The organism is Puia dinghuensis (assembly GCF_014642875.1).
GTDB classification, from domain to species: domain Bacteria; phylum Bacteroidota; class Bacteroidia; order Chitinophagales; family Chitinophagaceae; genus Puia; species Puia dinghuensis.
Genome location: NZ_BMJC01000004.1, coordinates 570,604 through 593,316 on the forward strand (window position 1 = coordinate 570,604; position 22,713 = coordinate 593,316).

The 22,713-nt window shown below is 51.6% G+C and carries 17 protein-coding genes and 1 tRNA gene; 6 read left to right on the forward strand and 12 right to left on the reverse strand.

What is annotated here, in order from left to right:
• Positions 1–168 precede the first annotated feature (168 nt).
• From IEY39_RS20290 to IEY39_RS20305, 4 genes are all read right to left on the reverse strand, one after another.
• Positions 169–471 (reverse strand): DUF4286 family protein, encoded by a 303-nt coding sequence (locus IEY39_RS20290; protein ID WP_188935014.1) that lies wholly within the window; start codon positions 469–471, stop codon positions 169–171.
• Positions 458–1,378 carry a hypothetical protein gene (locus IEY39_RS20295; RefSeq protein WP_188935016.1) on the reverse strand — a complete coding sequence of 307 codons (921 nt, stop codon included), beginning with the start codon at positions 1,376–1,378 and terminating at the stop codon, positions 458–460. The genes IEY39_RS20290 and IEY39_RS20295 overlap by 14 nt, the downstream gene beginning before the upstream one ends.
• The gene (locus IEY39_RS20300; RefSeq protein WP_188935018.1) at positions 1,356–3,782 is read right to left on the reverse strand and encodes a DUF2339 domain-containing protein; all 2,427 of its coding nucleotides are present in this window, start codon (positions 3,780–3,782) and stop codon (positions 1,356–1,358) included. The genes IEY39_RS20295 and IEY39_RS20300 overlap by 23 nt, the downstream gene beginning before the upstream one ends.
• Before the next feature lie 88 nt (positions 3,783–3,870).
• On the reverse strand, positions 3,871–4,662 hold the full coding sequence (locus IEY39_RS20305) for an exodeoxyribonuclease III (RefSeq protein WP_188935020.1): 792 nt from the start codon (positions 4,660–4,662) through the stop codon (positions 3,871–3,873).
• A 135-nt stretch (positions 4,663–4,797) separates the two neighbouring features.
• Here IEY39_RS20305 and IEY39_RS20310 point away from each other — a divergent pair, with 135 nt between their 5' ends.
• Entirely contained in the window at positions 4,798–5,559 is a 762-nt protein-coding gene (locus tag IEY39_RS20310; RefSeq protein WP_188935022.1) for an LOG family protein, read from the forward strand.
• 4 nt (positions 5,560–5,563) lie between these two features.
• Here IEY39_RS20310 and IEY39_RS20315 read toward each other — a convergent pair whose 3' ends face one another.
• The 6 genes from IEY39_RS20315 to IEY39_RS20335 all read right to left on the reverse strand — a co-directional run bounded on the left by IEY39_RS20315 (position 5,564) and on the right by IEY39_RS20335 (position 15,868).
• The gene (locus IEY39_RS20315) at positions 5,564–6,394 is read right to left on the reverse strand and encodes a hypothetical protein (protein WP_188935024.1); all 831 of its coding nucleotides are present in this window, start codon (positions 6,392–6,394) and stop codon (positions 5,564–5,566) included.
• Positions 6,395–6,513: 119 nt separating this feature from the next.
• Positions 6,514–9,273 (reverse strand): methionine synthase, encoded by a 2,760-nt coding sequence (metH, locus tag IEY39_RS20320; RefSeq protein WP_229689004.1) that lies wholly within the window; start codon positions 9,271–9,273, stop codon positions 6,514–6,516.
• 18 nt (positions 9,274–9,291) lie between these two features.
• The gene (locus tag IEY39_RS29880) at positions 9,292–10,323 is read right to left on the reverse strand and encodes a homocysteine S-methyltransferase family protein (protein ID WP_229689005.1); all 1,032 of its coding nucleotides are present in this window, start codon (positions 10,321–10,323) and stop codon (positions 9,292–9,294) included.
• 207 nt (positions 10,324–10,530) lie between these two features.
• Complete coding sequence (gene recR, locus IEY39_RS20325; RefSeq protein ID WP_188935026.1) at positions 10,531–11,151, reverse strand: recombination mediator RecR; 621 nt, start codon at positions 11,149–11,151, stop codon at positions 10,531–10,533.
• Between the two features lie 25 nt (positions 11,152–11,176).
• Positions 11,177–12,625 (reverse strand): Ig-like domain-containing domain, encoded by a 1,449-nt coding sequence (locus IEY39_RS20330; RefSeq protein WP_188935028.1) that lies wholly within the window; start codon positions 12,623–12,625, stop codon positions 11,177–11,179.
• 42 nt (positions 12,626–12,667) lie between these two features.
• Positions 12,668–15,868 carry an ATP-dependent helicase gene (locus tag IEY39_RS20335; RefSeq protein WP_229689006.1) on the reverse strand — a complete coding sequence of 1,067 codons (3,201 nt, stop codon included), beginning with the start codon at positions 15,866–15,868 and terminating at the stop codon, positions 12,668–12,670.
• A gap of 141 nt (positions 15,869–16,009) precedes the next feature.
• Between IEY39_RS20335 and IEY39_RS20340 the strand changes: the two genes are divergently transcribed.
• From IEY39_RS20340 to IEY39_RS20350, 3 genes are all read left to right on the forward strand, one after another.
• On the forward strand, positions 16,010–17,371 hold the full coding sequence (locus tag IEY39_RS20340; RefSeq protein ID WP_188935030.1) for a sigma-54-dependent transcriptional regulator: 1,362 nt from the start codon (positions 16,010–16,012) through the stop codon (positions 17,369–17,371).
• 6 nt (positions 17,372–17,377) lie between these two features.
• Positions 17,378–19,735: a PAS domain S-box protein gene (locus IEY39_RS20345; protein ID WP_188935032.1), complete on the forward strand. Its 2,358-nt coding sequence runs from the start codon at positions 17,378–17,380 to the stop codon at positions 19,733–19,735.
• 143 nt (positions 19,736–19,878) lie between these two features.
• Positions 19,879–20,274: a response regulator gene (locus IEY39_RS20350; RefSeq protein ID WP_188935034.1), complete on the forward strand. Its 396-nt coding sequence runs from the start codon at positions 19,879–19,881 to the stop codon at positions 20,272–20,274.
• Between the two features lie 151 nt (positions 20,275–20,425).
• On the opposite strand, the gene IEY39_RS20355 is transcribed toward IEY39_RS20350, so the two are convergent.
• Both IEY39_RS20355 and IEY39_RS20360 read right to left on the reverse strand, forming a co-directional pair.
• The gene (locus IEY39_RS20355; protein ID WP_188935036.1) at positions 20,426–21,076 is read right to left on the reverse strand and encodes a tetratricopeptide repeat protein; all 651 of its coding nucleotides are present in this window, start codon (positions 21,074–21,076) and stop codon (positions 20,426–20,428) included.
• A 33-nt stretch (positions 21,077–21,109) separates the two neighbouring features.
• Positions 21,110–21,649, reverse strand: a complete 540-nt coding sequence (locus IEY39_RS20360; RefSeq protein WP_229689007.1) for a VOC family protein — start codon at positions 21,647–21,649, stop codon at positions 21,110–21,112.
• Positions 21,650–21,803: 154 nt separating this feature from the next.
• Between IEY39_RS20360 and IEY39_RS20365 the strand changes: the two genes are divergently transcribed.
• Together IEY39_RS20365 and IEY39_RS20370 are read left to right on the forward strand one after the other, a co-directional pair.
• Positions 21,804–21,875: transfer RNA gene (locus tag IEY39_RS20365), tRNA-Arg, on the forward strand.
• Between the two features lie 320 nt (positions 21,876–22,195).
• Entirely contained in the window at positions 22,196–22,612 is a 417-nt protein-coding gene (locus IEY39_RS20370) for a DUF1493 family protein (protein WP_188935038.1), read from the forward strand.
• Positions 22,613–22,713: the final 101 nt, after the last annotated feature.

The window sequence follows — 22,713 nt, forward strand, 5'->3', positions numbered from 1 at the left end:
CCCTCGCCAAACCGCGCCTGACAAGGATTTAGCGGAAATTACCGTTAGTATAATTCCGATGTCTCATTTTCATTTGAAGCTGAAATGCGGTGTGGTAGCGGGTTCTGTGGCTTTTCCACAATTAGTGCACAGCCGCGGCAGCTGCCGCAATAAATGGAAAGACCGTCGTTACAAGAGCTCCATCAAGGTTCGAAAAGCAATAAAGCCATCGCCCCATTTCTCCCATCCCGCTTTTTGCAACGCCGGTGCGAACCCGATGACGAACTGTTGATAGCGTTCCACATCACTGGTAAAAAACTGGATCACAAAGGTGGGACCCTCTTCTTCATCTTGCTCAAGCAAACGATAGAGTTGGTAATTGTCGAATAATCCTGTCTTCAGTGTAGCGGGGATCTGCTCTTCTAACTGCCAGGTAAGCCAGCCCTCCATTATCTCCCACCGCACCTTGCAGGTGATATTATACACGATCATGCCGTTCTTTTTGTGTAATTGCCTTTACCATTCGAACACTGAAGTAAACCAATAAGATCAATATAGCAAATAAAATCCCCCAGAGCAGAAGACCTTGGCGGTTGCCGGATGGTTGATCGCCAGCCTTGGCGGCCGGTGCAATCGGTTGGCTGGCCGCAACAGCCGTTTTCTCAACACGTCCGGGCAGGATCATTGGCGGCGCCGCGGTCAGACTGTCGGTAAAAGATTTAAGGTCATAGTTAGGGGTGACAGCCTCAGCATTGCCGGTCAGCAGTTGATATGCAAGCCCGGCTTGCAGATAAGCGACCAGGTAGTGGGCCGCCTGGAAGCCGGTGATCTCCCGTATCACCAGCGGGGAATTGTCCGCATTGGCAATATCAATTCGCAGCCGCCGGCGTTTGACGACCGGTATGTCAAAGGTCTTCTTCCCTGGCGCCAGGGTAATATCGACAAACGGCGCCCATTCGCCGGGCGTCCCCCCTTCTAAAGCCACGTGCGCCTCCCGCTTATAAAATACCGGGCTTTGGATGAGAAAGGCAAGGCGGTCGACCTCGTAGGCTTCGGCATACTGAAGCGTGATATAGGAATGTTTGTTGCTACTGTCCTTTTGTGTTATTTCCGCGCGGGGTAGCTCCAGCCACTGCTCTTGCGAATCAGGCGTCGTCCACCGGTCTATTAATTCATAGGAGACGAACCGTTTGTCGGTGAGACTTTGGATTCGCACATCGGCAAGATCTACCCTGGATTTGGCCACCACCTGCGGCGTCAGTACTATCCGGTAAAACCCGTCTTTTCTTATGGTGTCCAATGCCGCCCGGCAGGTAAATATCCCCTGGGCGCCGGCTCCGCTAAAGACAAAGATCATGCAAACAGCCAGCGGCCATTTATATCGGCTTCTTTTCTTCATCCTCGATAATGATTTTTTTCAGTCGCTGATACATAAAAGACACGACGAGAAGCAACACACCCAGGCAGAAGAAGGCGGCGATCTTACCCGCAATGGGGATGTCCCGGATGTCAAAGAGGAACAGCTTCAGCAGCGTAAGGGTGAACAACACCAGCGAAACGATGCGCAGGGGTTTGAATTTATGCCGCATACCCAGCCACATAAAGGCGAAAGAGCACAACCCCCAGAGAATCGGCAGCCCCGTCTTGTCATACACCCGTTGCAGGTTGTCGAGCCCATTCTCACGCGTAAAGAACAAGGTATTGATAAGCAGCTGACCTTCGGCACTGAGAAAGATAACAGTCACGGTACAGATGAGCCAGGTGAACAGTACCGGTTCTACCGCGAATGACTCTGTCTGTCCCCTGGCGACAAGCCGCGCCAGGATCAATGCGAACACCAGGTCACCGCCCCAATGGGCAGCAAAATGCCCCCGCTGCAGGCCCGTCTCCAACATGTATTGCTGGATATTGAACACGGAAAAAAGCGAGCCCAGGTAAACCAGGATGCTCAACGCCAGCAGCCCGGCAGTTATCCGCCTAAAATTGGTCTTCTTCAACCGGCCGCTACCCCAGGCGAAAACATAGATGAACAGGTAGGTATAGAGGAGTACATACAACCGCCACAGGTCCAAAGCGGGATAATAGAACCAGAACTGGTGGAAGATCTCCAGCATACCGGCGATAAAAAGGATCCCGCCGGCTATCAGCAAGGCCGTCTTTGCCAGGGGAGTTCCCTGACTCAGGTAGAATAGCGCCCAGCAGCTGAGGGCGGCATATAGGCCAGTCATAAGACCCTTGTTGAATACGATAGGCAAGCCCACGGTCCGCCAGGACGATTGCAGGCCGCTAAATACCACTTGTACACCCTGTCCATAGATATTCCCCCAATCCATCGTCAGGCTCACCAGCATCGCACCCCAAATGAGATAAGCGGCCACTTTGATCAGCCTGATCCCGCTCCGCTTATACAGCCAATACAACAACACCGTTTCCGAAGCCCAGAAAAGCGTGATATAATGCCCATGTAACTGAATGGGCGCCGTCAGGGAAACAAACGACAGGGTAAGACCCACCAAAAGATAGAGGATATTCTTATCCACCGTGCTACGCCTGAACAGGAACCAGGTAGCCCCGAGGTGGAATATCCCCATCACCGCACAATACAACCCCTTATACCGGTCGAGCCCGAGCTGCGCGATCAGGTAGAGCCCTGCCGCGAAATAGAGGCAGGTATTCGCCAGCAGAATGCCGAAATCCGACGCAACAAAAGGCTTGTTCTTGCGCACCGTATAAGCGATGTTGATGATAAAGAAGAGCAAGTAGAAAGCCGTGGCAAAACCCCACCCACCCCTATAGGTTGCCGGAGAGGCGTCGTAAGGCAGCGAGAGCAGCCAGGAGGCAAACAGCAGGGCCGTAAATCCAAAGGAAAGGATGTTCAACCAACGCCAGACTTTGTAATAGGCGATTACCAGCAGCCCGCTGTTGAGGATAAGCAGATAACTGAACAGGACGACATAATCACCTCGCCCGTTGCTCACCAGGAAAGGCGTGACAAAGCCGCCTACCAGCGCGATGATGGCCAGCTCCTGGCGGTCGTATAAGAGAGAAAGCAGGACGGAGAAGGCCGTCACTACAAGCATGATCACAAAAGTGGTGGCCTGGTTGAACAAATGGTATTCGTGATAAGCGAGGGCGATGGTAAAATAAAGGGCGGCAAGTCCTCCACCAACCAGGACAGAGCTAAAGGCCTTATATTGATTGCGCAGGCGATGGGCGATGCCGATAAGGATCCCGCCGCATAGCAACCCGATGCCTACACGGCCAACTGCGCCGATCCAGTTATTATCGATAGCGTATTTTACAAAGAAACCGATGGCCAGGACGAGGATGGCAATACCGATCTTACTGATGAGGTTTTCGCCAATAAATTTTTCCAGATCGGGATGCTGTTCAAAAAATCCGGGCTTTGCGGGGGGCGGGGGTGTTACCGGCGGCGTCGATGCTGATGCGCGTTGCGTTGCGGCTGGCGGCTCCACCGGATCCATCCGCTGGAAATGCGGCGGCTCCACCGGCTTGGGTGCTGCAGGTTCGCTCGCCAGGGCGGGTGGCGGCGTGGCAGCCCATGGACGAGGCCGTTCCACGGCCCGGTAGGGCTCTGTTTCCCGGGGAGCAGCGGGGGGTGGTGGCGTGGACACCGGCGTAGGCGGGGGCTCTGGCACACGGGATGGCGGGGTAGCTTTTAGGTCTTCCTTTATCTTTTGCATTTCGTGCTCTATCCTGCCGAGACGGTCGTGCAGGCTAATACGCATCGTCAGAACAAGAATGACCAGAATGAAAAGAAGAAGTATAATGACGGCTTCCATGTTTGGCAGTTAGTAGGGTTCACCAATAAAGATAATCGCCAAAATTGGTATCCAAAAGCCACCGGTCCGCTATTTTGCCGCCGGTTCGCTATTTTGTCGCTGCCTCGGCCGCCAACTCGAGGTATACCGGGCAATGGTCGCTTTGATTGACGGTAGAAAAGATATCTGCGCTCAATAGCCGCTGCTGCAATGGCGCCGTAACGTAAATGTAGTCCAGGCGCCAGCCCTTGTTCTGTAGCCGGACGGAGGGGAAACGCTGACTCCACCAGGTATAGCGGTGGGCATCAGAGCAGAAATGCCTGAACGTATCCACCCACCCACTGGCCATGAATTTGTCCATCCAGGCCTTTTCTTCCGGCAGAAAGCCGGAGTTATTCTTGTTACCCTTCGGATCATGAATATCGATATCCTTGTGCGCGATATTATAATCGCCGCAAAGCACCAATCGCGGATATTCCTTCTTCAATTCCCCGAGATAATCATATAGCTCGTCCAGCCATTGATATTTATATCCCTGTCTCTCTTCCCCACTCGTCCCCGACGGAAAATAGGCATTTATCAGCCGCAGATCGCCGAGGTCCAGTTGTATCACCCGGCCTTCCTCATCACTGACGGCATGCCCCGTACCATAGATGACATTGTCGGGCTTCACCTTTGTAAAAACGGCAACCCCGCTATAGCCTTTCTTTTGGGCCGGGAACCAATAGTCATAAAAACCTAGATCAGTGAATGCGCCATACGCAACATTATCCCGATGGGCCTTAGTCTCCTGTACGCAGATGATATCGGCGGGATCGGTCTTCAGCCAATCGATCAATCCCTTGTTCATGGCTGCCCGGATGCCGTTAACATTATAGCTGACGATACGTAATGAAGACATGAAATGTTTGCGTTATTTTAGTGTCGCCCGGGAGCCGCTGGAAGCGGCTCGACCGAAGGTCAGACATTAGCCATTGTGCGCGAATAGGGCTAATTTGTTTGGCAGCCCTATTCGCGCGCAATTTACTGTATCAGCATGGAACAATTGAAAAGGATCATACCCGCAAAAGACGTACAATTTCTCGATGGCCCTAAAAGTCGGACATACGAATTCAGCTTTGCCTGGAAAGTCTTCTGGGAGTTTATCAAAGGATTTCGCACCCTTCATTTCGTAGGCCCCTGTATCACCGTTTTTGGCTCGGCCCGGTTTAAAGAAGATCACCCGCATTACCAGTCGGCCCGGGAGATGGGCCGCCAGATAGCCGCCATGGGTATGACGACGATGACCGGTGGCGGACCCGGGACAATGGAGGCCGCCAACCGCGGCGCCTTCGAACAAGGTGGGATGTCCGTCGGCTGTAATATCAAGCTGCCCTTCGAACAAAAGCCCAATCCCTATGTACAGACTTCGATCACTTTTGAACACTTCTTCGTCCGGAAGGTGATGCTGGTGAAATACTCCTATGCCTTCGTGATCATGCCCGGCGGCTTCGGGACGATGGATGAATTCTTCGAAACACTTACCCTCGTACAGACAAAGATCCTTGTCCGCTTCCCGCTGGTGCTCTTCGGAAAAGAATATTATCAACCGCTTTTTGATTACATGGAATCCATGGCCCGGGAAGGGACCATTTCAAAAGAAGACCTCTCCCTCGTCCTGCTCACCGACAGCATAGCGGAGGCCATCCAGCATATCGACACCTTTATAAAAAAGAATTACGCCCACAAAGTTCGCAAGCGGAAATGGTGGCTATTCGAGAAGCGGCCGCAAAAGCCGCTGGGGGAAGCTCGGGCGTAGCCTATTATTTCTTCGAAGTAGTCGGGATGACAATACCAAGACTCAGGATCATCTCATATGTTCCAAAAGCCTGGTGCGCCTTTCCTTCATAGAGATTCAACCCGGAATAGCGGGCATAGTCGAGCTTATTGGAGTATTCCAGGTAGACATAGCGGAAGAAAGTGGCGCGTAAGGAAGCTTCCGTACCCGTGTTCCAGCCGCCCAATTGAAAGCCCTCATGATTTTTCTGGCCGAACAGGCTATTCTGCGTGTGCGGGATAACGGGACCTACCCCGAATTTCCCCAACAGATCGACCTTCACCTTCTCGTTGTAGGTGTGCAGCAAATGCCATCTTTTTGTCACATTGAAAAGAAGGAAGTTTGCCCCGTTGTTGAGGTAGTAATAGAAGCCGTTGGCCTGGTTGAAAGCAATGGTCGAATCCACCGGGTGATTATACAAAATGCCCTTGATGCGTACATTCTGATCGGCGAAAATATACTTGGTATGGTCGAAGTTGATCTCAAAACCCCATCCCCGTTCTTCGTCAAGAAGGAAGCCCAGCCGATAATTATACTGGGGAATGGATAGTGCCTTGCTGAACAGGCCTTCATCCCAGCCCGGATGGTCATGCGCCCTGACATGAACAAAGTCATAATTATTTCCCAGCCCCGGCTGTGACACGTGTATAGTGCTATGGGTATACCACTCTTTATTGTATCCCCAGGAAAAGTAAACTTCCTTGATGAATTTCTTCTTTTTCTTTTCCGGTTGTTGCTGTGCGAAAGTGAAAAAAGGAAGGATTAGTGTAAGCAGAAGTAGGGTAGTAGCGTGACAACGCCTGCCATTCGACATCATAAACTTGCTGTTGTTTCTTTGTACTAAGATTTTGTTTAAAGCCGGTGCAAATTTAGGGAATATTTGCCATCCGCTTCGATCTTAACAACCCGTTACAACAGCTGTCATATATACATTAGTTATATGTCATATTCTAACGACGGCCGCAGCCATCTTTCCACTTCTGCAAGCGGCATCCCTTTGCGGGCCGCATAATCCACAACCTGGTCTTTTTCAATCTTTCCCACCCCAAAGTATTTGCTTTCGGGATGCGCAAAATACCAGCCGCTCACCGAAGAAGCAGGATACATCGCCAGGGATTCCGTCAGCACTGTGCCGGTCTGTTTGGTAGCATCCAGCATGGCGAACAGCTTTCTTTTCTCCGTATGATCGGGACAGGCAGGATAACCCGGTGCGGGCCGGATACCGAGGTATTTTTCCTGGATGAGCTCATCGTTGCTGAGATGCTCTTCGCACGCATAACCCCAGTATTCTTTCCGCACCTTTTCATGCAGCAGCTCGGTAAACGCTTCCGCAAGCCTGTCCGCCAGCGCCTGCAGCGTGATCTTGTTATAGTCGTCGAATGCAGCCTGAAAGCGCTGGATATGCGGCTCGATGCCTTCGATGCTGACGACAAAGGCGCCGATATGATCTGTCTTGCCGGTCGTGGCCGGAGCGATAAAGTCGGCTAGGGAGATATTCGGCTGACCCGGGGCCTTTTTGATCTGCTGCCGCAGGCTTTCGAGATGCACCACGCCATCCGCCGGCAAGCCTGCTCCCTCGGTCGACGCCCCACCGCCATCCGCTGCGGCCCCCGTCTGCACCACTATCGTATCCTTCCCGTTCGAATTGGCCGGCCAGAACCCGATGACGGCTCGTGGCTTCAGCCATTTCTCGCGAACAATTTGCCCCAGCAGCTGTTGCGCATCGTTATAAAGCCTGGTAGCCTCTGCGCCAACGGTCGCGTCGGTGAGTATCTGCGGGAACTTCCCATGCAGTTCCCAGGCGATGAAGAAGGGACCCCAATCGATATACTCCACTATCTCGGCAAGGTCATAACCGTCGAAAACCTTGGTTCCGATAAACTTGGGGGTCACCGGCTGGAAAGCGTTCCAGTCGATGGCGACCTTGTTCTCCTGCGCCTGGCCAAAGGACAGGTATTGCTTGACACTTCTCTTGTTGCTAAAGTCCTCTTTCAGCTTCTTGTATTCGGAAGAGATCGTTTGCAGAAACTCCGGTTTCTGTTCGGCGTTGAGCAGCGAGCCGACCACCGTGACACTGCGGGAAGCATCCAGTACATGTACTACCCCCCGGTCGAATTCCGGGGCGATCTTTACTGCGGTATGCATCCGTGAGGTCGTCGCCCCGCCGATAAGCAGGGGGATCCCGAACTCCTGCCGCTTCATCTCCCGGGCCACATGCACCATTTCATCGAGGGATGGAGTGATCAGACCGCTAAGTCCGATAACGTCCACTTTTTCTTTTTTAGCCGTCTCCAATATCTTATCCGCCGGCACCATCACTCCAAGATCGATGACGTCATAGCCATTACAACCCAACACAACACCGACGATGTTCTTGCCGATATCATGGACATCCCCTTTGACGGTAGCAAGAAGTATCTTGGCGGCGCCCGCGGGCTCCGATCCATTCGTATCGCCCGCCTTCTTCCGTTCTTCCTTTTCCAGTTCGATATAGGGGGTGAGCACGGCCACCGATTTCTTCATGACCCGGGCGCTCTTCACCACCTGCGGCAGGAACATCTTCCCGCTGCCGAATAAGTCTCCAACGACGTCCATGCCGGCCATCAACGGACCTTCTATCACATCCAGCGGCTTCGGGTATTTCTGCCGGGCTTCTTCCGTGTCGGCATCGATATAGTCGGTGATGCCGTTGACGAGCGCATGTTTCAGCCGCTCTTCTACCGTACCCCGGCGCCAGGCCTCGTCTTTCACCTCTTCCTTCCCTTTCGCCTTTACGGTCTCGGCAAAAGCCAGCAGCTTGTCGGTAGCATCCGGATGGCGGTTGAGAATAACATCCTCGCACAGCTGACGCAGCTGCGGTTCAATCTCGTCATAGACCACCAGCTGTCCGGCATTGACGATACCCATGTCCATGCCCGCCTTGATGGCGTAGTACAGGAATACGCTGTGCATCGCTTCCCTCACAGGCTCGTTGCCACGGAAGGAGAAAGAGATGTTGCTGACGCCGCCGCTAATCCGCGTTAACGGCATCTTTTGCTTTATTTCCTTAATTGCTTCGATGAAATCGACCGCATAATTGTTATGTTCTTCGATGCCCGTGGCAATAGCAAAGATGTTCGGATCGAAAATAATGTCCTCCGGCGCGAAGCCCACCCGCTCGGTCAGTATCTTGTAAGCCCGCGCGCTGATATCCACCTTTTTTCGCAGCGTGTCGGCCTGTCCACTCTCATCAAAGGCCATGACGATCACCGCCGCGCCATAGCTCCGGCAGATGATGGCCTGTTCGATGAATTTCTCTTCTCCTTCTTTCAAAGAGATGGAGTTGACGATACATTTCCCCTGTACGCATTTCAGCCCCGCCTCGATGATCGAAAATTTCGAGGAGTCGATCATTATCGGGATCTTGGCGATATCCGGTTCAGCCTGCAGCAGATTGAGAAAGGTCTGCATGGCCTTCTCTCCATCCAGCAGGGCATCGTCCATGTTTACGTCCAGTATCTGGGCTCCGTTCTCTACCTGTTGCCGGGCGACGCTAAGCGCTTCTTCATACTGGTTGTCCCTGACAAGTCGGGCAAACTTCTTACTGCCGGTGACATTGGTGCGTTCGCCAATATTGACGAAGTTCGTCAGGGGACGTAAGACAAGAGGTTCAAGACCGGAAAGTCGTAAAAAGGGTTTTATAGTAGCGGTGGACATCTTTTTATTTAAATGCTTTTAAACCAATTCTTTTTCTACAACCGGCAACCGCCGGGGTTTAATCGTCGCCACGTGCTGCGCAATATGCCGGATATGATCCGGTGTCGTTCCGCAACAGCCGCCAACGATATTGACAAATCCCTTCTCGGCCCATTCCTCGATAAAATGTGCCGTCTGCTCGGGCTGTTCATCATATTCACCCATTGCGTTGGGCAGGCCGGCGTTGGGATAGGCCGAGGTGAAGCAGGCCGCTATCTGGCTCAGCTCTTCTACATGGCTCCGCATCTCCTGCGCGCCCAGAGCGCAATTAAGACCGATACTCAACGGTCGCGCATGCATGACGGAAACATAAAAAGCTTCAAGGGTCTGCCCGCTTAGCGTACGTCCACTGGCGTCCGTGATCGTCCCGCTGATGGATATCGGGAGTTCGGGCTGATGAGTGTCGCGGAAATATTTTTTAATAGCGAAGATGGCTGCCTTGGCGTTCAGCGTGTCGAAGATGGTCTCGATCAGCAGAAGATCGACACCCCCTTCCACCAGTCCTTTTACCTGCTCGTAATAGGCTGCCGCCACCTCGTCAAAGGTCACCGCCCTGAACCCGGGGTTGTTGACATCGGGGGAAAGGGAGAGTGTCTTGCTCATGGGACCGATGGCGCCGGCCACAAACCGGGGCTTGGCAGGATCTTTTGCCGTATAGTCCGCCGCCGCCTTCCTGGCGATACGGGCAGCCGCCACGTTGATCTCGTAGGCCAGCTCTTCCATATGGTAGTCGGCCATGCTTATCGCCTGGGAGTTGAACGTATTGGTCTCGATGATATCGGCGCCTGCTTCCAGGTATTGCCGGTGGATGCCTTCGATGATAGCTGGTTGGGTCAGGCATAACAGATCGTTATTACCTTTCACATCGGAAGGCCAGTCCTTAAACCGCTCGCCGCGATAGTCTTTCTCTTCTAATTTGTGGCGTTGGATCATGGTGCCCATGGCCCCGTCGATGATGAGGATGCGTTCTTTCAGCGCTTCCTCCAGCTTTTTGCGTGTTGTAGTCTCCATGTGTTTTTCCTCCGATAGAACCATAAACGAAGGAAATAGCCATAAAAGGTGGGATATTTCAGCCGTTTATTAGTTCAGTTTTTAAACAGGCCGAACAATAAACAAATCCGCCTGTAGAAAGCAAATTTATGTAAAATATTTGTATTCACAATGTCATCCACCCGACTCTCTCGCCGTGCCCCGGCTATCCCGCCCCGCGACGAAGCCCTATCCCCCCGTCCGGTAACTCTCCACCGGCATCCGGTTGGTGATGCTTCGCGCCAGTGTCATCTCATCGGCATATTCCAGCTCTCCGCCAAAGGCGATACCCCGGGCAATGGTCGTGATACGGACATTGGCATCCTGCAGCTTCTTCTGAATATAATAGATGGTAGTATCCCCCTGGATGTTGGGGTTTAAGGCAAAGATCAGCTCCTGGGTATGCTCTTTACGCACCCGCGAGACAAGCGTCTCGATATTCAACTGATCGGGACCTATTCCATCCAGCGGGGAGATGATCCCCCCGAGTACATGGTAAACCCCACTATATTGTTGCGTGCTTTCGATGGCAATCACCTCCCGCAGGCTTTCTACGACACAGATCAGCTCGTGTTTCCGCATCGAATTTGCACAGATGGAGCAGATGTCGGCATCGGCAACATTGTGGCAGCGCTGGCAGAACTTGATCTCGTTGCGCATCCGGATCATCGTCTCCCCAAACCCCTGCACGGCGCTGTTTTCTGCCTTGAGTAAATGCAGCACCAGCCGTAGGGCCGTCTTTTTCCCGATGCCCGGCAATTTGGCGAATTCATTCACCGCCTGTTCCAGTAAGGACGAAGAAAATTGCATCCTGTAAAGGTACAAGGAATCAACGTCACAACGTTATATCCTGATCATTATCCCAGTTGGCCTTGACATTCAATTTTTTCCGGATAGTGGTCACTTTTTCCGGCTGCCTTTTGTTCTTGCCAAAGAATACCCCATGGTCCCAGATCATGTTGCGATTGGTATCATAAAGGATCCGCAGCTCATACTCGCCCGGGGGGAACAGTATCCGCCTCACCTCCCGCCGGGTATTAAAAGGTATAGTATACTTGATCTTATCCCCCTGGACAAACAGAAGGACGGGATGCAGTGACATGTCCAGATTCAGCACTCTGATCCGAATCTCCCCATAGTCGATATCCTTCTTTGTCTTGAAACTGACCGTATCGTCCTTTAGAAGCTTTCTACCGATGGAATCCTGACCGAATGTCCTGGGAAAGATAAGATGGTATTTGGTGTCCGTAGGCCAGGCATAATAAAGAGCGAACGTCTTGTTGGTGCTGTCACGGACATAGCGGTATTGCCGGGCATCGATATCGTGGAAATTCTCATCCGTAAACCTTACCTGGGTGGAATCGAATACTTTCAGCCCCGAAGAAAAGGTGATCCGGAAGGTATCGAGCACGTCGAATACGTTGCCGCTCGCATTGATGTTTACCTGAAGCCGCCTGTCGCTCTCCTTGTTGAGTCTTTTGGGTGGCGCTGGTTTTGCCCCGGTCCCGCCGCCCGCCGTGGTGGCCTTCTTCGTTGTGTCGAAGCCCTCCACATAAGCATAAAGCGTCTCGGACGGCGTGCTCATACCGATGCTGACGGGGGCGTCGGCAAAAGCAAACAGCTGGGCCTTTGAAAGATATTTATGCGACCCGCCTTCGTCCTTCATAGCGTACAGCGCATATGTTCCGGGCTTGACATACCGGAAATGAAACCTGCCTGCGCTGTCGCATTTGGCGATATACCGGGGCCGGTTCTTGACAACAGCCGAATCGTATAGACTGTCCTGAAGCACCGCAATAAGCGTACTGTCCGCCTTGCCCGTATTGGCCACCACTACATTCCCTGTAAAATCTCCCCTGTCGATGGCAGCTCCCGTAGAAAAGACATACGTGAAGTTGCGGAGGATATTCCCTTCATTCACGTCTTTGATACCCTTTCCAAAGAACAGGGCGTACGTGGTGTTATCCTGCAAAGTGTCCTTAATCCTCACCGTCACGGTGCGCAGCTTTGTATCTACGATGGGATCGATCTTTGGCACCGGCGAAACCAGTAATTCGTTGCGGATATCCTTGCCATCGATGTATTCGTCAAAATTGAAGATGATCTTTGTTCCGGTGAAATTTTTGGCGGAATCCTTCGGGACGGCGGAGACCAGGCGCGGCGGGATCGTGTCCTTGGGGCCGCCGGTGGGAGGTACGATATTGGCGCAGCCGGAAGGGGCGATCGAACCGATAAGAAGCAGGGAAAACAGTATAAGGGAAAACAGACCGTTCTTGATCTTCATTCTGCAAACATAGTGGGTTTACCTTGTAACAAAACGTTATTATTAATCCTCTTCTTCCTCCCCGATCTCATGTAAAGCGACAGCTAAATTATTGGTCTTCACAAAATTGCACCAGTGGCAGTCGGGCTTGCCGCAACCCGTGTAGAACTCACGGCGCTGAATCTTCTCCCAGGTCTGCATAATCTGTTGCGTGACGGTGGTGATATCCTCCGGGGTGATGACGATCTTCACTTTCCGGTATTCCTTTTTCTTGTCGGGCTCCACAAAATCGAACTCTGTACTGGCCACCTTCCAGTCTTTTTGCTCATAGCTATCGACCAGTATCTTATAAAAGACGCCTTGCCGCCAGTAATCCCCTCCGTTAGGGTCCTTGGCGCTGGGCGGTTTCAACTTGTCTGTGGCCTTATCCACGTCCCCCGTCTTATAGTCGACAACGTTCACCTCCTTACCCTGGAATTCCAGTTTGTCCAGCTTGCCCTTTAGCGGCACTCCCCTGACAATGACGTTGCGGATATTCCTCTCCACCGAAACGACCTTATTCCACGAATGGAGGTATTTATCATAATAATTGGCCAGCACCTCGAGCCCATATTCCATCCGCCGGGCAAACGCTTCTTTTGTAAAGATCTCCCGGTGACGGCGCATATACCATTCAAAATCTGTCAGCATCTCCAGTTTGGAGGGGAATTGCTCCGCGACATGCTGTTTCATCTTCTCGAAGAGCCGCTGCAGGGCAAAGTGCACGGCGCTGCCAAACTCCGTGGCCTCATTCTTGGGGGAAGGGATGCGGATGAGGTTGCGATAATAGAATTCCAGCGGGCAATTCAGATAATTGTTTAGCGCCGTCACATTCATGACAAACTTTTCCAATAACCTGCTGATCAGATCATCCTCTCCCGCTTCTATCTGCGGAGCGATGGCATCGCTAAAGGGTAAGGCGTCGAAATCCGCCTGCTCATCGGCCGGAATGATCACCTTTTCAAAGGCCAGGGTTTGGCTGTCCATAATCTCGGCAAGGAAAACGGAGGGCTCCAGTTCTTTGCCATCGTCCCGGTAACGGGAATAGGAAATAGTCAGATGCTGCTCCACCCTTGTCAGGGCCACATAAAAAAGACGCCGCAGTTCCTCATCTCCGTTGGCCCCACCCCCCGTCATAGTAGTAAACAGCGTGTCCGGGTATTTATAGCCGGTACCCGGCCGCCGTTTCTTTTCCCAGGTGGAGGCGTTGGCGCCGGCAAAGAATACATATTCGAATTCCAGCCCCTTGGAGCCATGGGCGGTGAGCAGGTTGACGGCCTGCTCGCTACCGGAGACTTTCACCAGGGGGAGGGTAAGATCATTGTCCTTCATCAGATCGATCACCTGGATCAGCTGCTCCAGGGTAAGATCCGGATTCCGCCGGGTCTCTTCCTTGACAAAATCGAACAGCGCCGTTAGCACCTGCATCTGGCCTACCTTATCCGGTGAGGAAAGGACAGCCTTCAGGATGCCGGTTTCGCGGATGCAGTTCTCGAACAGCGTCTGAAGGGTAACATTCGCCACATCAGCCACCAGTTTTTCGATGACCCGGCTTGCTTTTGTAAGCCCTTCAGGCAGCCCTGCATCAAAGAGATCGCGGGCGGGCCGGTTGGCCTTTTCATACAGCAACCGCCGGATAGAAGTCCGCTGATCGCCAAATTGCCGGTCGGCCACTTCAATGGATAGTTTGGCGATCTCCATCGGGGCGACACCCCAGAATTGAAAATGTAGCATCTCGAACAGCATCTCATCACCCCCATATGGGGTATCATGCTCGGCCGCGAGATACCGGAGCATCAGCAGTATCTGCTGTGCCAGCGGAACAGTCAGCAGATCGATATTACGTTTACTATAGACCGGGATATTCTTCAGTTGAAAGAAGCGCGCCAACTCCTCCCCGTACTTGTTCTCCTTATAGATGACGGCGATGTGGCCGGGTGCAACTCCATTGGCGATGAGATTTTCCACCTGCAGCGTAATACCCGTCATCTCCTGCCGGGGACTCAGGTATTCAAGCAGCCTTGCCGGATGTTGCAGCTTGCCCGTGCGGGGATGGCTGGCTATCAGCTGTTTCGAAAGGCCGGGCAGCTGCCGGACAAGGCGTTCTTCGTTCTTCTCTATCAACGCCCGGGAGATATCCAGGATGGGCTGGGTGCTCCGGTAGTTATTGGTCAGGACGACGGTGAGCAGGTCTTTTTGATACTGGTGGGCGAAGTCCAGCATATTCTCGACGTTGGCTCCCTGGAAGCGGTAGATGCTTTGATCGTCGTCACCGACCACAAAAACATTGGGCTGCTCCCAATAGGTGATCAGGAGACTCACGAGCCGGTTCTGCGTCCCGCTGGTATCCTGGTATTCGTCCACCAGGATATACTGATAGCGTTCCTGGTAGGTCAAAAGCAAGGCCTTGTTCCCCTCAAAAGCCTTGATCACCCAATTGATCATATCGTCGAAGTCATAGCGGTTATGCCGCCGCATCAGCTCCTGGAAATTGTCAAATTCGTTCACGGCGGCTCTCAGCTTGTTCATCCGTTCTTTTTCCTCTTCGATCTTGTCGGTGCGGACATCACCCTTTTTAAATTCTTTGGTGGCCCTTTTGGCGATATATTCTTCGCGGTTGGGCAGATCGGCCAGGTACTCCTCTATCTTCCCGTTGATAAAAGCGGGGGTCCAGCCTTCTCTTTTCATCGTGGAGAAGAGGCTTTGCAGGTTGCCCATCTCGTAATAGACATCCCCACGATAGCGCTTTAAGGGGTGATTCTTTGGGAATCCATCGATCAGCGTCTTGAAAAGCTGTATCCGTTCGAGGTCGGAAATGGCATCCAGCGCCGTTTTTTCAAACAGGGGGAGGTTATCCTGGATGATATCGTTGCAAAAAGAGTGAAAGGTATGAATGTTCACCTTATAGGCATCCGCCCCGATAAAGGACAGCAGCCTCCGGCGCATGGCAATGGTGCCGGCATCCGTATAGGTAAGACAGAGAATATTGCTGGGGGTTGCATCTGTTTCCAGCAGGATCTTGCCGATGCGCGCCGCCAGGATCTGCGTTTTGCCCGTTCCGGGTCCGGCAATGACCATAACGGGGCCTTCCGTGGTGTCCACAGCCATCCGTTGTTGCTCATTTAATTTCTGGTATTCCTCCTCGAAATGATGGCGGAGTCTTTCCCGGTTTAGCGACATATTTTCAAAGGTAACGATGTTTCCAATCCCGCAGGGATGGTTCATAGGACTAAGTATTTGCACTTAACACCGTATCAAATAGTCTTTATTCGTCGAAAAGAATAAGAATAAATTGGAAAATGTCTTAATATGGGAATAAATTCGTCGTTTTCACGTTTAGATTCTTATCCTAAGACAAACGCAGTTATGAAAAACCATCATTCCTTTAAGGTCTTTATCGTTGAAGATGATGTCTGGTATGGCTCTATGCTTCAGCATTATCTCTCCCTCAATCCCGAATATGAGGTCAAACGATTCGAATCCCCCCGCGATTTTTTTGCCGCGCTGCACGAGAACCCCGAAGTGGTGACTCTCGACTATTCGCTGCCGGACTGTGATGGTGCCGAGGTGTTGAAGAAGATAAAGGAGCACAACCCGGATATTCGGGTCATTGTCATTTCAGGGCAGGAAGATGTGGCCACTGCTATCAATTTGTTGAAAAACGGAGCCTTCGATTACATTGTAAAGGATGATGACACAAAAGACCGCCTCTGGAACAGCATTCTGCACCTCCGGGAGATCAGCAGCCTGAAGCAGGAAGTAGAAACGCTGAAAAGCCAGGTGGGCCGGAAATATGATTTCTCGCAGATGATCCTGGGGAAGAGCGATCAGATCCAGAAGGTCTTCTCCATGATCGAAAAGGCTTCCAAAACGAATATCACCGTTTCCATCACCGGCGAGACCGGATCGGGTAAGGAAATGATTGCCAAGGCGATACACTATAATTCCGAACGCCATAAGATGCCCTTTGTGGCCGTCAACGTGGCCGCCATTCCCAGAGATCTGATCGAGAGCGAGCTTTTCGGTCATGAAAAAGGAGCCTTTACGGGAGCGGTCACCCGGCGGATCGGAAAATTCGAAGAGGCGGACAAGGGCACTCTCTTCCTTGACGAGATCGGGGAGTTGGACATCAACCTGCAGGCAAAGCTGCTGCGCGTGCTCCAGGAGAAGGAGATCACTCGCATCGGGAGTAATGGCGTGACCAAGATCGATGCCCGGATCATCGTGGCTACCCATAAAAACCTGTTGGAAGAGGTAAAAAACAAGAATTTCCGTGAAGACCTATACTACCGGTTGATCGGTCTGCCAATCTCCCTGCCGCCTTTACGGGAAAGGGGGAACGACATCCTTATCCTTTCCAAGCATTTTATCGACGGGTTCTGCAAGGAGAACAAGCTGGATAAGCGGACCCTTTCCCCGGAAGCGCAGCAGAAACTGTTGCAATATCCTTTTCCGGGCAATGTGCGGGAATTGAAGTCCGTTGTCGAACTGGCTGTCGTCATGGCGGATGAAGAGATGATCCAGGCCGAACACATCACCCTAAACACTTCGGCAAGCATCGCCGATCTATTGAATAAGGAAATGACTCTTAAGGAGTTTGAGATACAGATCCTGCAGCATTATCTGGATAAATATGAAAAGGATGTGCTGCTTGTGGCTAAAAAGCTGGATGTCGGTAAGTCTACCCTTTATCGAATGATCCAGAACGGCGATCTGAAGATGAAATAAACGGCTATGGCATTACAAGGCCACTTTTTTGAGGATATCCTCAGTCTGGTTCCCGCCGAGATCATTGTAGCGGATGCGGAATACCGGTATCTGTACGCCAATCCAAGCGCCGTACCGGATCAGCATCTCCGTGAATGGATGATCGGGAAGACCAACGAGGAGTTTTGCCAGTACTCTGGCCGTCCCGCCGCCCAGGCAAGGGCAAGACGGATGGTCTTCGAAAAAGCAAGGCGCACCCGCAGGGTGGTTGAATGGGCGGAGTCGGCCATGGATGCCGAAGGCGTGGTACAGCATTTCATGCACCGGGTATATCCCGTCTTTGATGAATCTGGCCAGTTGCAGCAGGTGATCATCTATGCGGTGCGCATTACGGAAACAAAGGAATTCGAGGAAAAGGTAAGGGTCAGCGAAAAAAGATACCGTGATCTGTTCAACCATAGCCAGGCGCTTATCTGTACCCATGATATGGGTGGAAAGTTGCTAACCGTCAATCCGGCCACCTGCAAGGTATTGGGGTATGAATCATCCGAAATGCTGGGCCGCAGTATTGCCGAATTTGTCCCGGAGAAACATCGTCCCAAGTTTGAAGCCGAATACCTGAAAGCGATCCGCGAGTCGGTGAATGCCGTTAGCGGAGAATTCTGTGTGTTGAGCAAGACGGGTGAGGAGATCTACCTGCTATATAAGAACTATAGAAAGGAAGAGCCCGGGTCAGAGCCGTACGTCATTGGTTTCTCCCAGGATATTACGGATAGGATCAAGATGGAGCGCGAACTGCGGCTTACCAAGCAGCTCACCGACGAGATTGCCAAGGCGAAAGAATCGTTTTTGGCTCATATGAGCCATGAGATCAGGACGCCTATGAACGGTATCCTCGGGATTGCCAGCCTGTTGAACAAGACCCGGCTCGATCCACAGCAGCGCAACTATCTTCAGTTGATCCAGGAATCGGCAAACAACCTGCTTGTCATCGTCAATGATATCCTCGATCTGGAGAAGATAGTGGCGGGAAAATTACAGCTCGAACGCATCCCCTTCAAGATTGTGGATAAGATAGCAACGACGATCCAGTCATTCATCTACCGGGCAGAAGAAAAAGAGCTGGGCCTCATCTTTCAGAATTCGATCCCTGCAGACCTGGTGGTGGAAGGTGACCCCTACCGGCTAAGCCAGGTGCTTAACAATATCCTGAGCAATGCGCTGAAGTTCACGAATGAGGGGCATATCACTATTTACACCCTCATCAGGGAACACAATGAAGAGGAAGTCATCGTCGAGATCACCGTTCAGGATACCGGGATAGGAATAGGGAAAGAACAACTAAGAACTATATTCGAGCCTTTTGAACAGGCGGATGCTACCATCTCCCGTAAATATGGCGGCACTGGTCTTGGGTTGACCATCTGCAAGAACATGATCGAAATGCAGAATGGCGAACTGCTGGTGCAAAGTGAAGAGGGCAAGGGATCGGCCTTTACAATACGCGTCCCCTATCTTATAAGCATTGAAGCTATGCAGGAAAATGAAGCAAGTCAGGAAATAGATTACAAGAGCCTTGGACCTCGAAAAGTACTGGTCGCGGAAGATGTGGAGTTGAATCAATATCTGGCCCGGCACATCCTTGAATCATGGGATTTTGAGGTGGAGATCGTCAACAATGGCCGGGAGGCACTGGAGGCGTTGGACAAGAGCTCCTTCGACTGCATCCTGATGGATGTACAGATGCCGGAGATGGATGGGATAGAAGCTACGCAGCGCATTCGGAAACTACCCGACCCCGTCTTATCGAACATCCCCATCATCGCCTTGACCGCTAATGCCCTGAAAGGGGATAGTGAGAAATACCTCGCCGCGGGGATGACTGATTATCTGGCCAAGCCTTTTGATGAGGCGAGGCTGTTTCGGGTGATTTCCCGAAATTTGACCCGTCTTCAGAACCCTGTCGGGTCTGCTTCAACGATTGCTGCCGCTTTTGCCCATAATAACAACAATAGTAATAGTAGTAATATGACAGCTGGGAATGCGAGATTATACGACCTCTCGATGGTGCAATCCGTGTCGGGTGGTGACGAAGGTTTTATAAGGAAAATGGTCGCTCTTTTTATTGAGACGGTGCCGCAGAATTTGCAGGACCTTAAAAGGGCGCTGGAGGAAGAAAATTGGGAGCAGGTGGGTAAGACGGCTCACAAGCTGAAATCTACCATCGATTCGATGGGTATCAAATCCATCCGGCAGGAGATCCGTGCGGTGGAGACCAATGCCCGGCAGAAAGAGTCTCTCGACCAGGTACCATCCCTGGTGGCGACCATCGATTCCGTGATCCAGGAATGCATTGGACAGCTGCAGCTGGAGGTGATAAAATGATTCCCATCCGCACCTCGGTTTTCCCAAAATGAGAAGACAATTCGGTTCCTCAACCGATTTAGGTGTTGATAATCAAATAGATGCGTGGTGGTTTTTTCTGGCACCATTTTCCATGATAAATGCTGCACTACAGCAAACTAATCATGGAATTTAATCAGCAACCTGTCATCTTCGTGGTTGAAGATAACGTCATTTATCAAAACCTTATCGCTAAGGAACTGGAAACGCTTAGCTCCAACATTCATTTTTACACCAATGGGGAATCCTGTATTTCCGAGTTGGATAAGCATCCTTCCGTCATCGTTCTGGATTATAACCTGGACGGGCAAATGAATGGCCTCGACACCCTACAGCGGGTTCGGGACATCGATCCGAATGTGTACGTAATTTTGTTCTCCAGCCAGAAAGGGCTGAATACTAAGGAGATATTTCTGCAATACGGCAGTTTTGATTTCCTGGAGAAGAACAGCCTCTCTCTTCGCACGCTACGGCATATGGTGGATTGTGTGACCACCGGCAGCAAGACAGTAAAGAATTAAGTAAGGCCGGGTTTCCCAACCCCTTCCCTTCCGGCCACGCCCCTAAACCCTCTTCCCCCTACCTCGATTGCTTCTTACCCCCGGCTCCTACGGCAGGATGCGGGACTCACCCCATTTGCCACCCTTAACCAGGAATGCGGACTCGCCATCCTTACCCCGGGATGCGGGAGATATACTTTTCGATCTGTTTGATCTGATCCACGATCTGCGGGGTGGTAGGCTTCAGCGCCTTTGCTCTGCGGAAGAAATCCTTGGCGGCGCGGAACTCCCGCTTGGTCATATAGATGGAGCAAAGCTGCAGGAACGCTGCGGCCTGGTTTTCCTTGTCGGGGAGACCTTTGCGGATGGCCTGGCGGATATAGCTTTCACCCTGTTTGAGATCGTTCTTTTGCATGGCGAGCATCCCCATCTGCAGCAGGCTGGCGCCTTCCGCCTCTTTCATGGGCATGCCCAGATCGAGTCCCTTCTTCATGTTCTTCTCGGCGCCGGCAAAGTCCTGTTTCATCATGGCGATATTGCCTTTCAGGGTATAGTAGACCGAGCGGATGGGTTTATAGAGAAGGTTGGGGAATCTGACGGAGTCGAGGACTTTCTCGGCTGCTTCCATGTCGCCGGATTCCATGTGTTCCTGGATCAGCCGTAGCGGACCGAAAAAGAAATATCCAAACAGCAGGATCAGGGCGATGAGATAGGGGAGGAAGGCTGGCCAGAAACCGGCATAGACGTTGGCGGCGATGCCGATTATCAGGAAAGCGAGGGCAATCGGGAGGCGATATTTGATGACAAGATTATAAAACTTCATAGTCCGCAAAGATAGGACTATGCAACCCGGCCATCAAAATTTATCGTCATTCACTTCGATCCAGTACCCGTCGGGGTCTTGCAGATAGATCTGTTTTACTTTGTCGGGGCGCACCTGGGGTGTCGTGCTGTTCTGTGCCCAGTTGCCATATTTCACGTTAGCTGCGTCGAGGTGTTTGGCAAATGCCTCTACTGAAGGGACGCTAAAGGCTAAGTGAATATTGATATCGTGGGGGACGTCGGCGGTTGCGCCGGAGACGACATGCAGCTGGCCGTGTTCGGAGAGCCTGAACCACACATGCTTGCCATCGTGGAAGGGCTCGGGGATGCGCTTCAGTTCCATCACTTTCTCATAAAAATTCGCGCTCCGGTCCAGATCCGTCACGAAGATGGTCTGGTGGCTGAAATGCGGTCCCTGCGAGCGGGCGCCCATCGCCAGCAGCAGCGGTGCAGCAAGCACCATCAGCCGCAGCCCCACAAGTACAGGCAGCCGCAGCCCGGCACGCCCCAGCAATCGCAACCCGGCACGCCCCAACAGTCGCCGGCATAAGTCTGGCAGGATCAATCGGTTCATATTACATCTCATATTAGGTTCGTCAAAGTAAGGATTTCCCGCTAGCTAAAAAAAAATGCCTTATTTTTGCGACCCTTGCCACTCCCTCGGTGGTCCGCCCCGCCGCGCCGCTCTCCCCCGATGCAGCGCCCGCCGCGGCCTCCGAAAGCAAGCCGGTCCCGTAGTTCAATGGATAGAATAGAAGTTTCCTAAACTTTTGATACAGGTTCGATTCCTGTCGGGACTACACTTCACTTCAACCCGCTGAACAACAGTGGGTTTTGTTTTTTTGGTGAATCCTTTCAGTTTTATAAGTTACTCTAATTCAAAGCTGGCTGGATGGATGGGTTGGAATATGAGCTATGGGAAATTTTAAATGGCGTTAAAAGTCACTATTACAGGCACATGGTTACGCAAGAAGAACTTCAGCAATTGAAGGTGTTATCTGAACAATGTGGTTGTTGGATCATCTTCGACGATGAAAGCGAGGAAACAGCTCTTGATCTTGAATCTTGGAAGAAGCGATTTGAAAAGCAGAAGGGAGCAACCCGATAACCAACCTCTTTTATGTATCAACTCGCTGAAATATTAAAATTTGTAGAGACTCAAACTGGTTGCAGTGAAGATGAGGTGCTTGAAAGCAGTGATATAGTTAATGATTTAGGATGTGATGGAGATGATTTCGTGGATTTAATAGGCAAATTTTCTAAAGATTATGATGTCGACATCTCGGCTTATCGTTGGTACTTTCATCACTCTGAAGAAGGGAACAATATTGGCGGATCAATTTTTAGGCCACCAAATGAAAGAGTTAAACGTATTCCGGTGACGCCAGGAATGTTACTTGAATTTGCGAACTCAGGAAAGTGGGGTATACAATATCCGGATCATCTACTCCCAACGAGAAGATATGATCTCATCATAAATCAAATATTGATTGCTGCCTTTATTATTTTGCTTATTTATAAATGTGCTTCAAAATAAAAGGGTACAATGCTTAAAATACCCCATGCGAGTTAATTAAGACTTATCAGGAGTTTGAGCAGAAGGTCTTTTATCGTGGCTATTATGTCTTTGTGCCTTAG

Excerpts from the sequence above, each read along its gene's own strand:
- IEY39_RS20350 (WP_188935034.1), top strand. The coding sequence starts at position 19,879 with ATGGAATTTAATCAGCAACCTGTCATCTTCGTGGTTGAAGATAACGTC.
- IEY39_RS20360 (WP_229689007.1), bottom strand. The coding sequence starts at position 21,649 with ATGAACCGATTGATCCTGCCAGACTTATGCCGGCGACTGTTGGGGCGT.
- IEY39_RS20305 (WP_188935020.1), bottom strand. The coding sequence starts at position 4,662 with ATGTCTTCATTACGTATCGTCAGCTATAATGTTAACGGCATCCGGGCA.
- recR (WP_188935026.1), bottom strand. The coding sequence starts at position 11,151 with ATGCAATTTTCTTCGTCCTTACTGGAACAGGCGGTGAATGAATTCGCC.
- metH (WP_229689004.1), bottom strand. The coding sequence starts at position 9,273 with ATGTCCACCGCTACTATAAAACCCTTTTTACGACTTTCCGGTCTTGAA.
- IEY39_RS20345 (WP_188935032.1), top strand. The coding sequence starts at position 17,378 with ATGGCATTACAAGGCCACTTTTTTGAGGATATCCTCAGTCTGGTTCCC.
- IEY39_RS20370 (WP_188935038.1), top strand. The coding sequence starts at position 22,196 with ATGTATCAACTCGCTGAAATATTAAAATTTGTAGAGACTCAAACTGGT.
- IEY39_RS20295 (WP_188935016.1), bottom strand. The coding sequence starts at position 1,378 with ATGAAGAAAAGAAGCCGATATAAATGGCCGCTGGCTGTTTGCATGATC.
- IEY39_RS20330 (WP_188935028.1), bottom strand. The coding sequence starts at position 12,625 with ATGAAGATCAAGAACGGTCTGTTTTCCCTTATACTGTTTTCCCTGCTT.
- IEY39_RS20290 (WP_188935014.1), bottom strand. The coding sequence starts at position 471 with ATGATCGTGTATAATATCACCTGCAAGGTGCGGTGGGAGATAATGGAG.
- IEY39_RS20310 (WP_188935022.1), top strand. The coding sequence starts at position 4,798 with ATGGAACAATTGAAAAGGATCATACCCGCAAAAGACGTACAATTTCTC.
- IEY39_RS20300 (WP_188935018.1), bottom strand. The coding sequence starts at position 3,782 with ATGGAAGCCGTCATTATACTTCTTCTTTTCATTCTGGTCATTCTTGTT.
- IEY39_RS20340 (WP_188935030.1), top strand. The coding sequence starts at position 16,010 with ATGAAAAACCATCATTCCTTTAAGGTCTTTATCGTTGAAGATGATGTC.
- IEY39_RS20315 (WP_188935024.1), bottom strand. The coding sequence starts at position 6,394 with ATGATGTCGAATGGCAGGCGTTGTCACGCTACTACCCTACTTCTGCTT.
- IEY39_RS20355 (WP_188935036.1), bottom strand. The coding sequence starts at position 21,076 with ATGAAGTTTTATAATCTTGTCATCAAATATCGCCTCCCGATTGCCCTC.
- IEY39_RS20335 (WP_229689006.1), bottom strand. The coding sequence starts at position 15,868 with ATGAACCATCCCTGCGGGATTGGAAACATCGTTACCTTTGAAAATATG.
- IEY39_RS29880 (WP_229689005.1), bottom strand. The coding sequence starts at position 10,323 with ATGGAGACTACAACACGCAAAAAGCTGGAGGAAGCGCTGAAAGAACGC.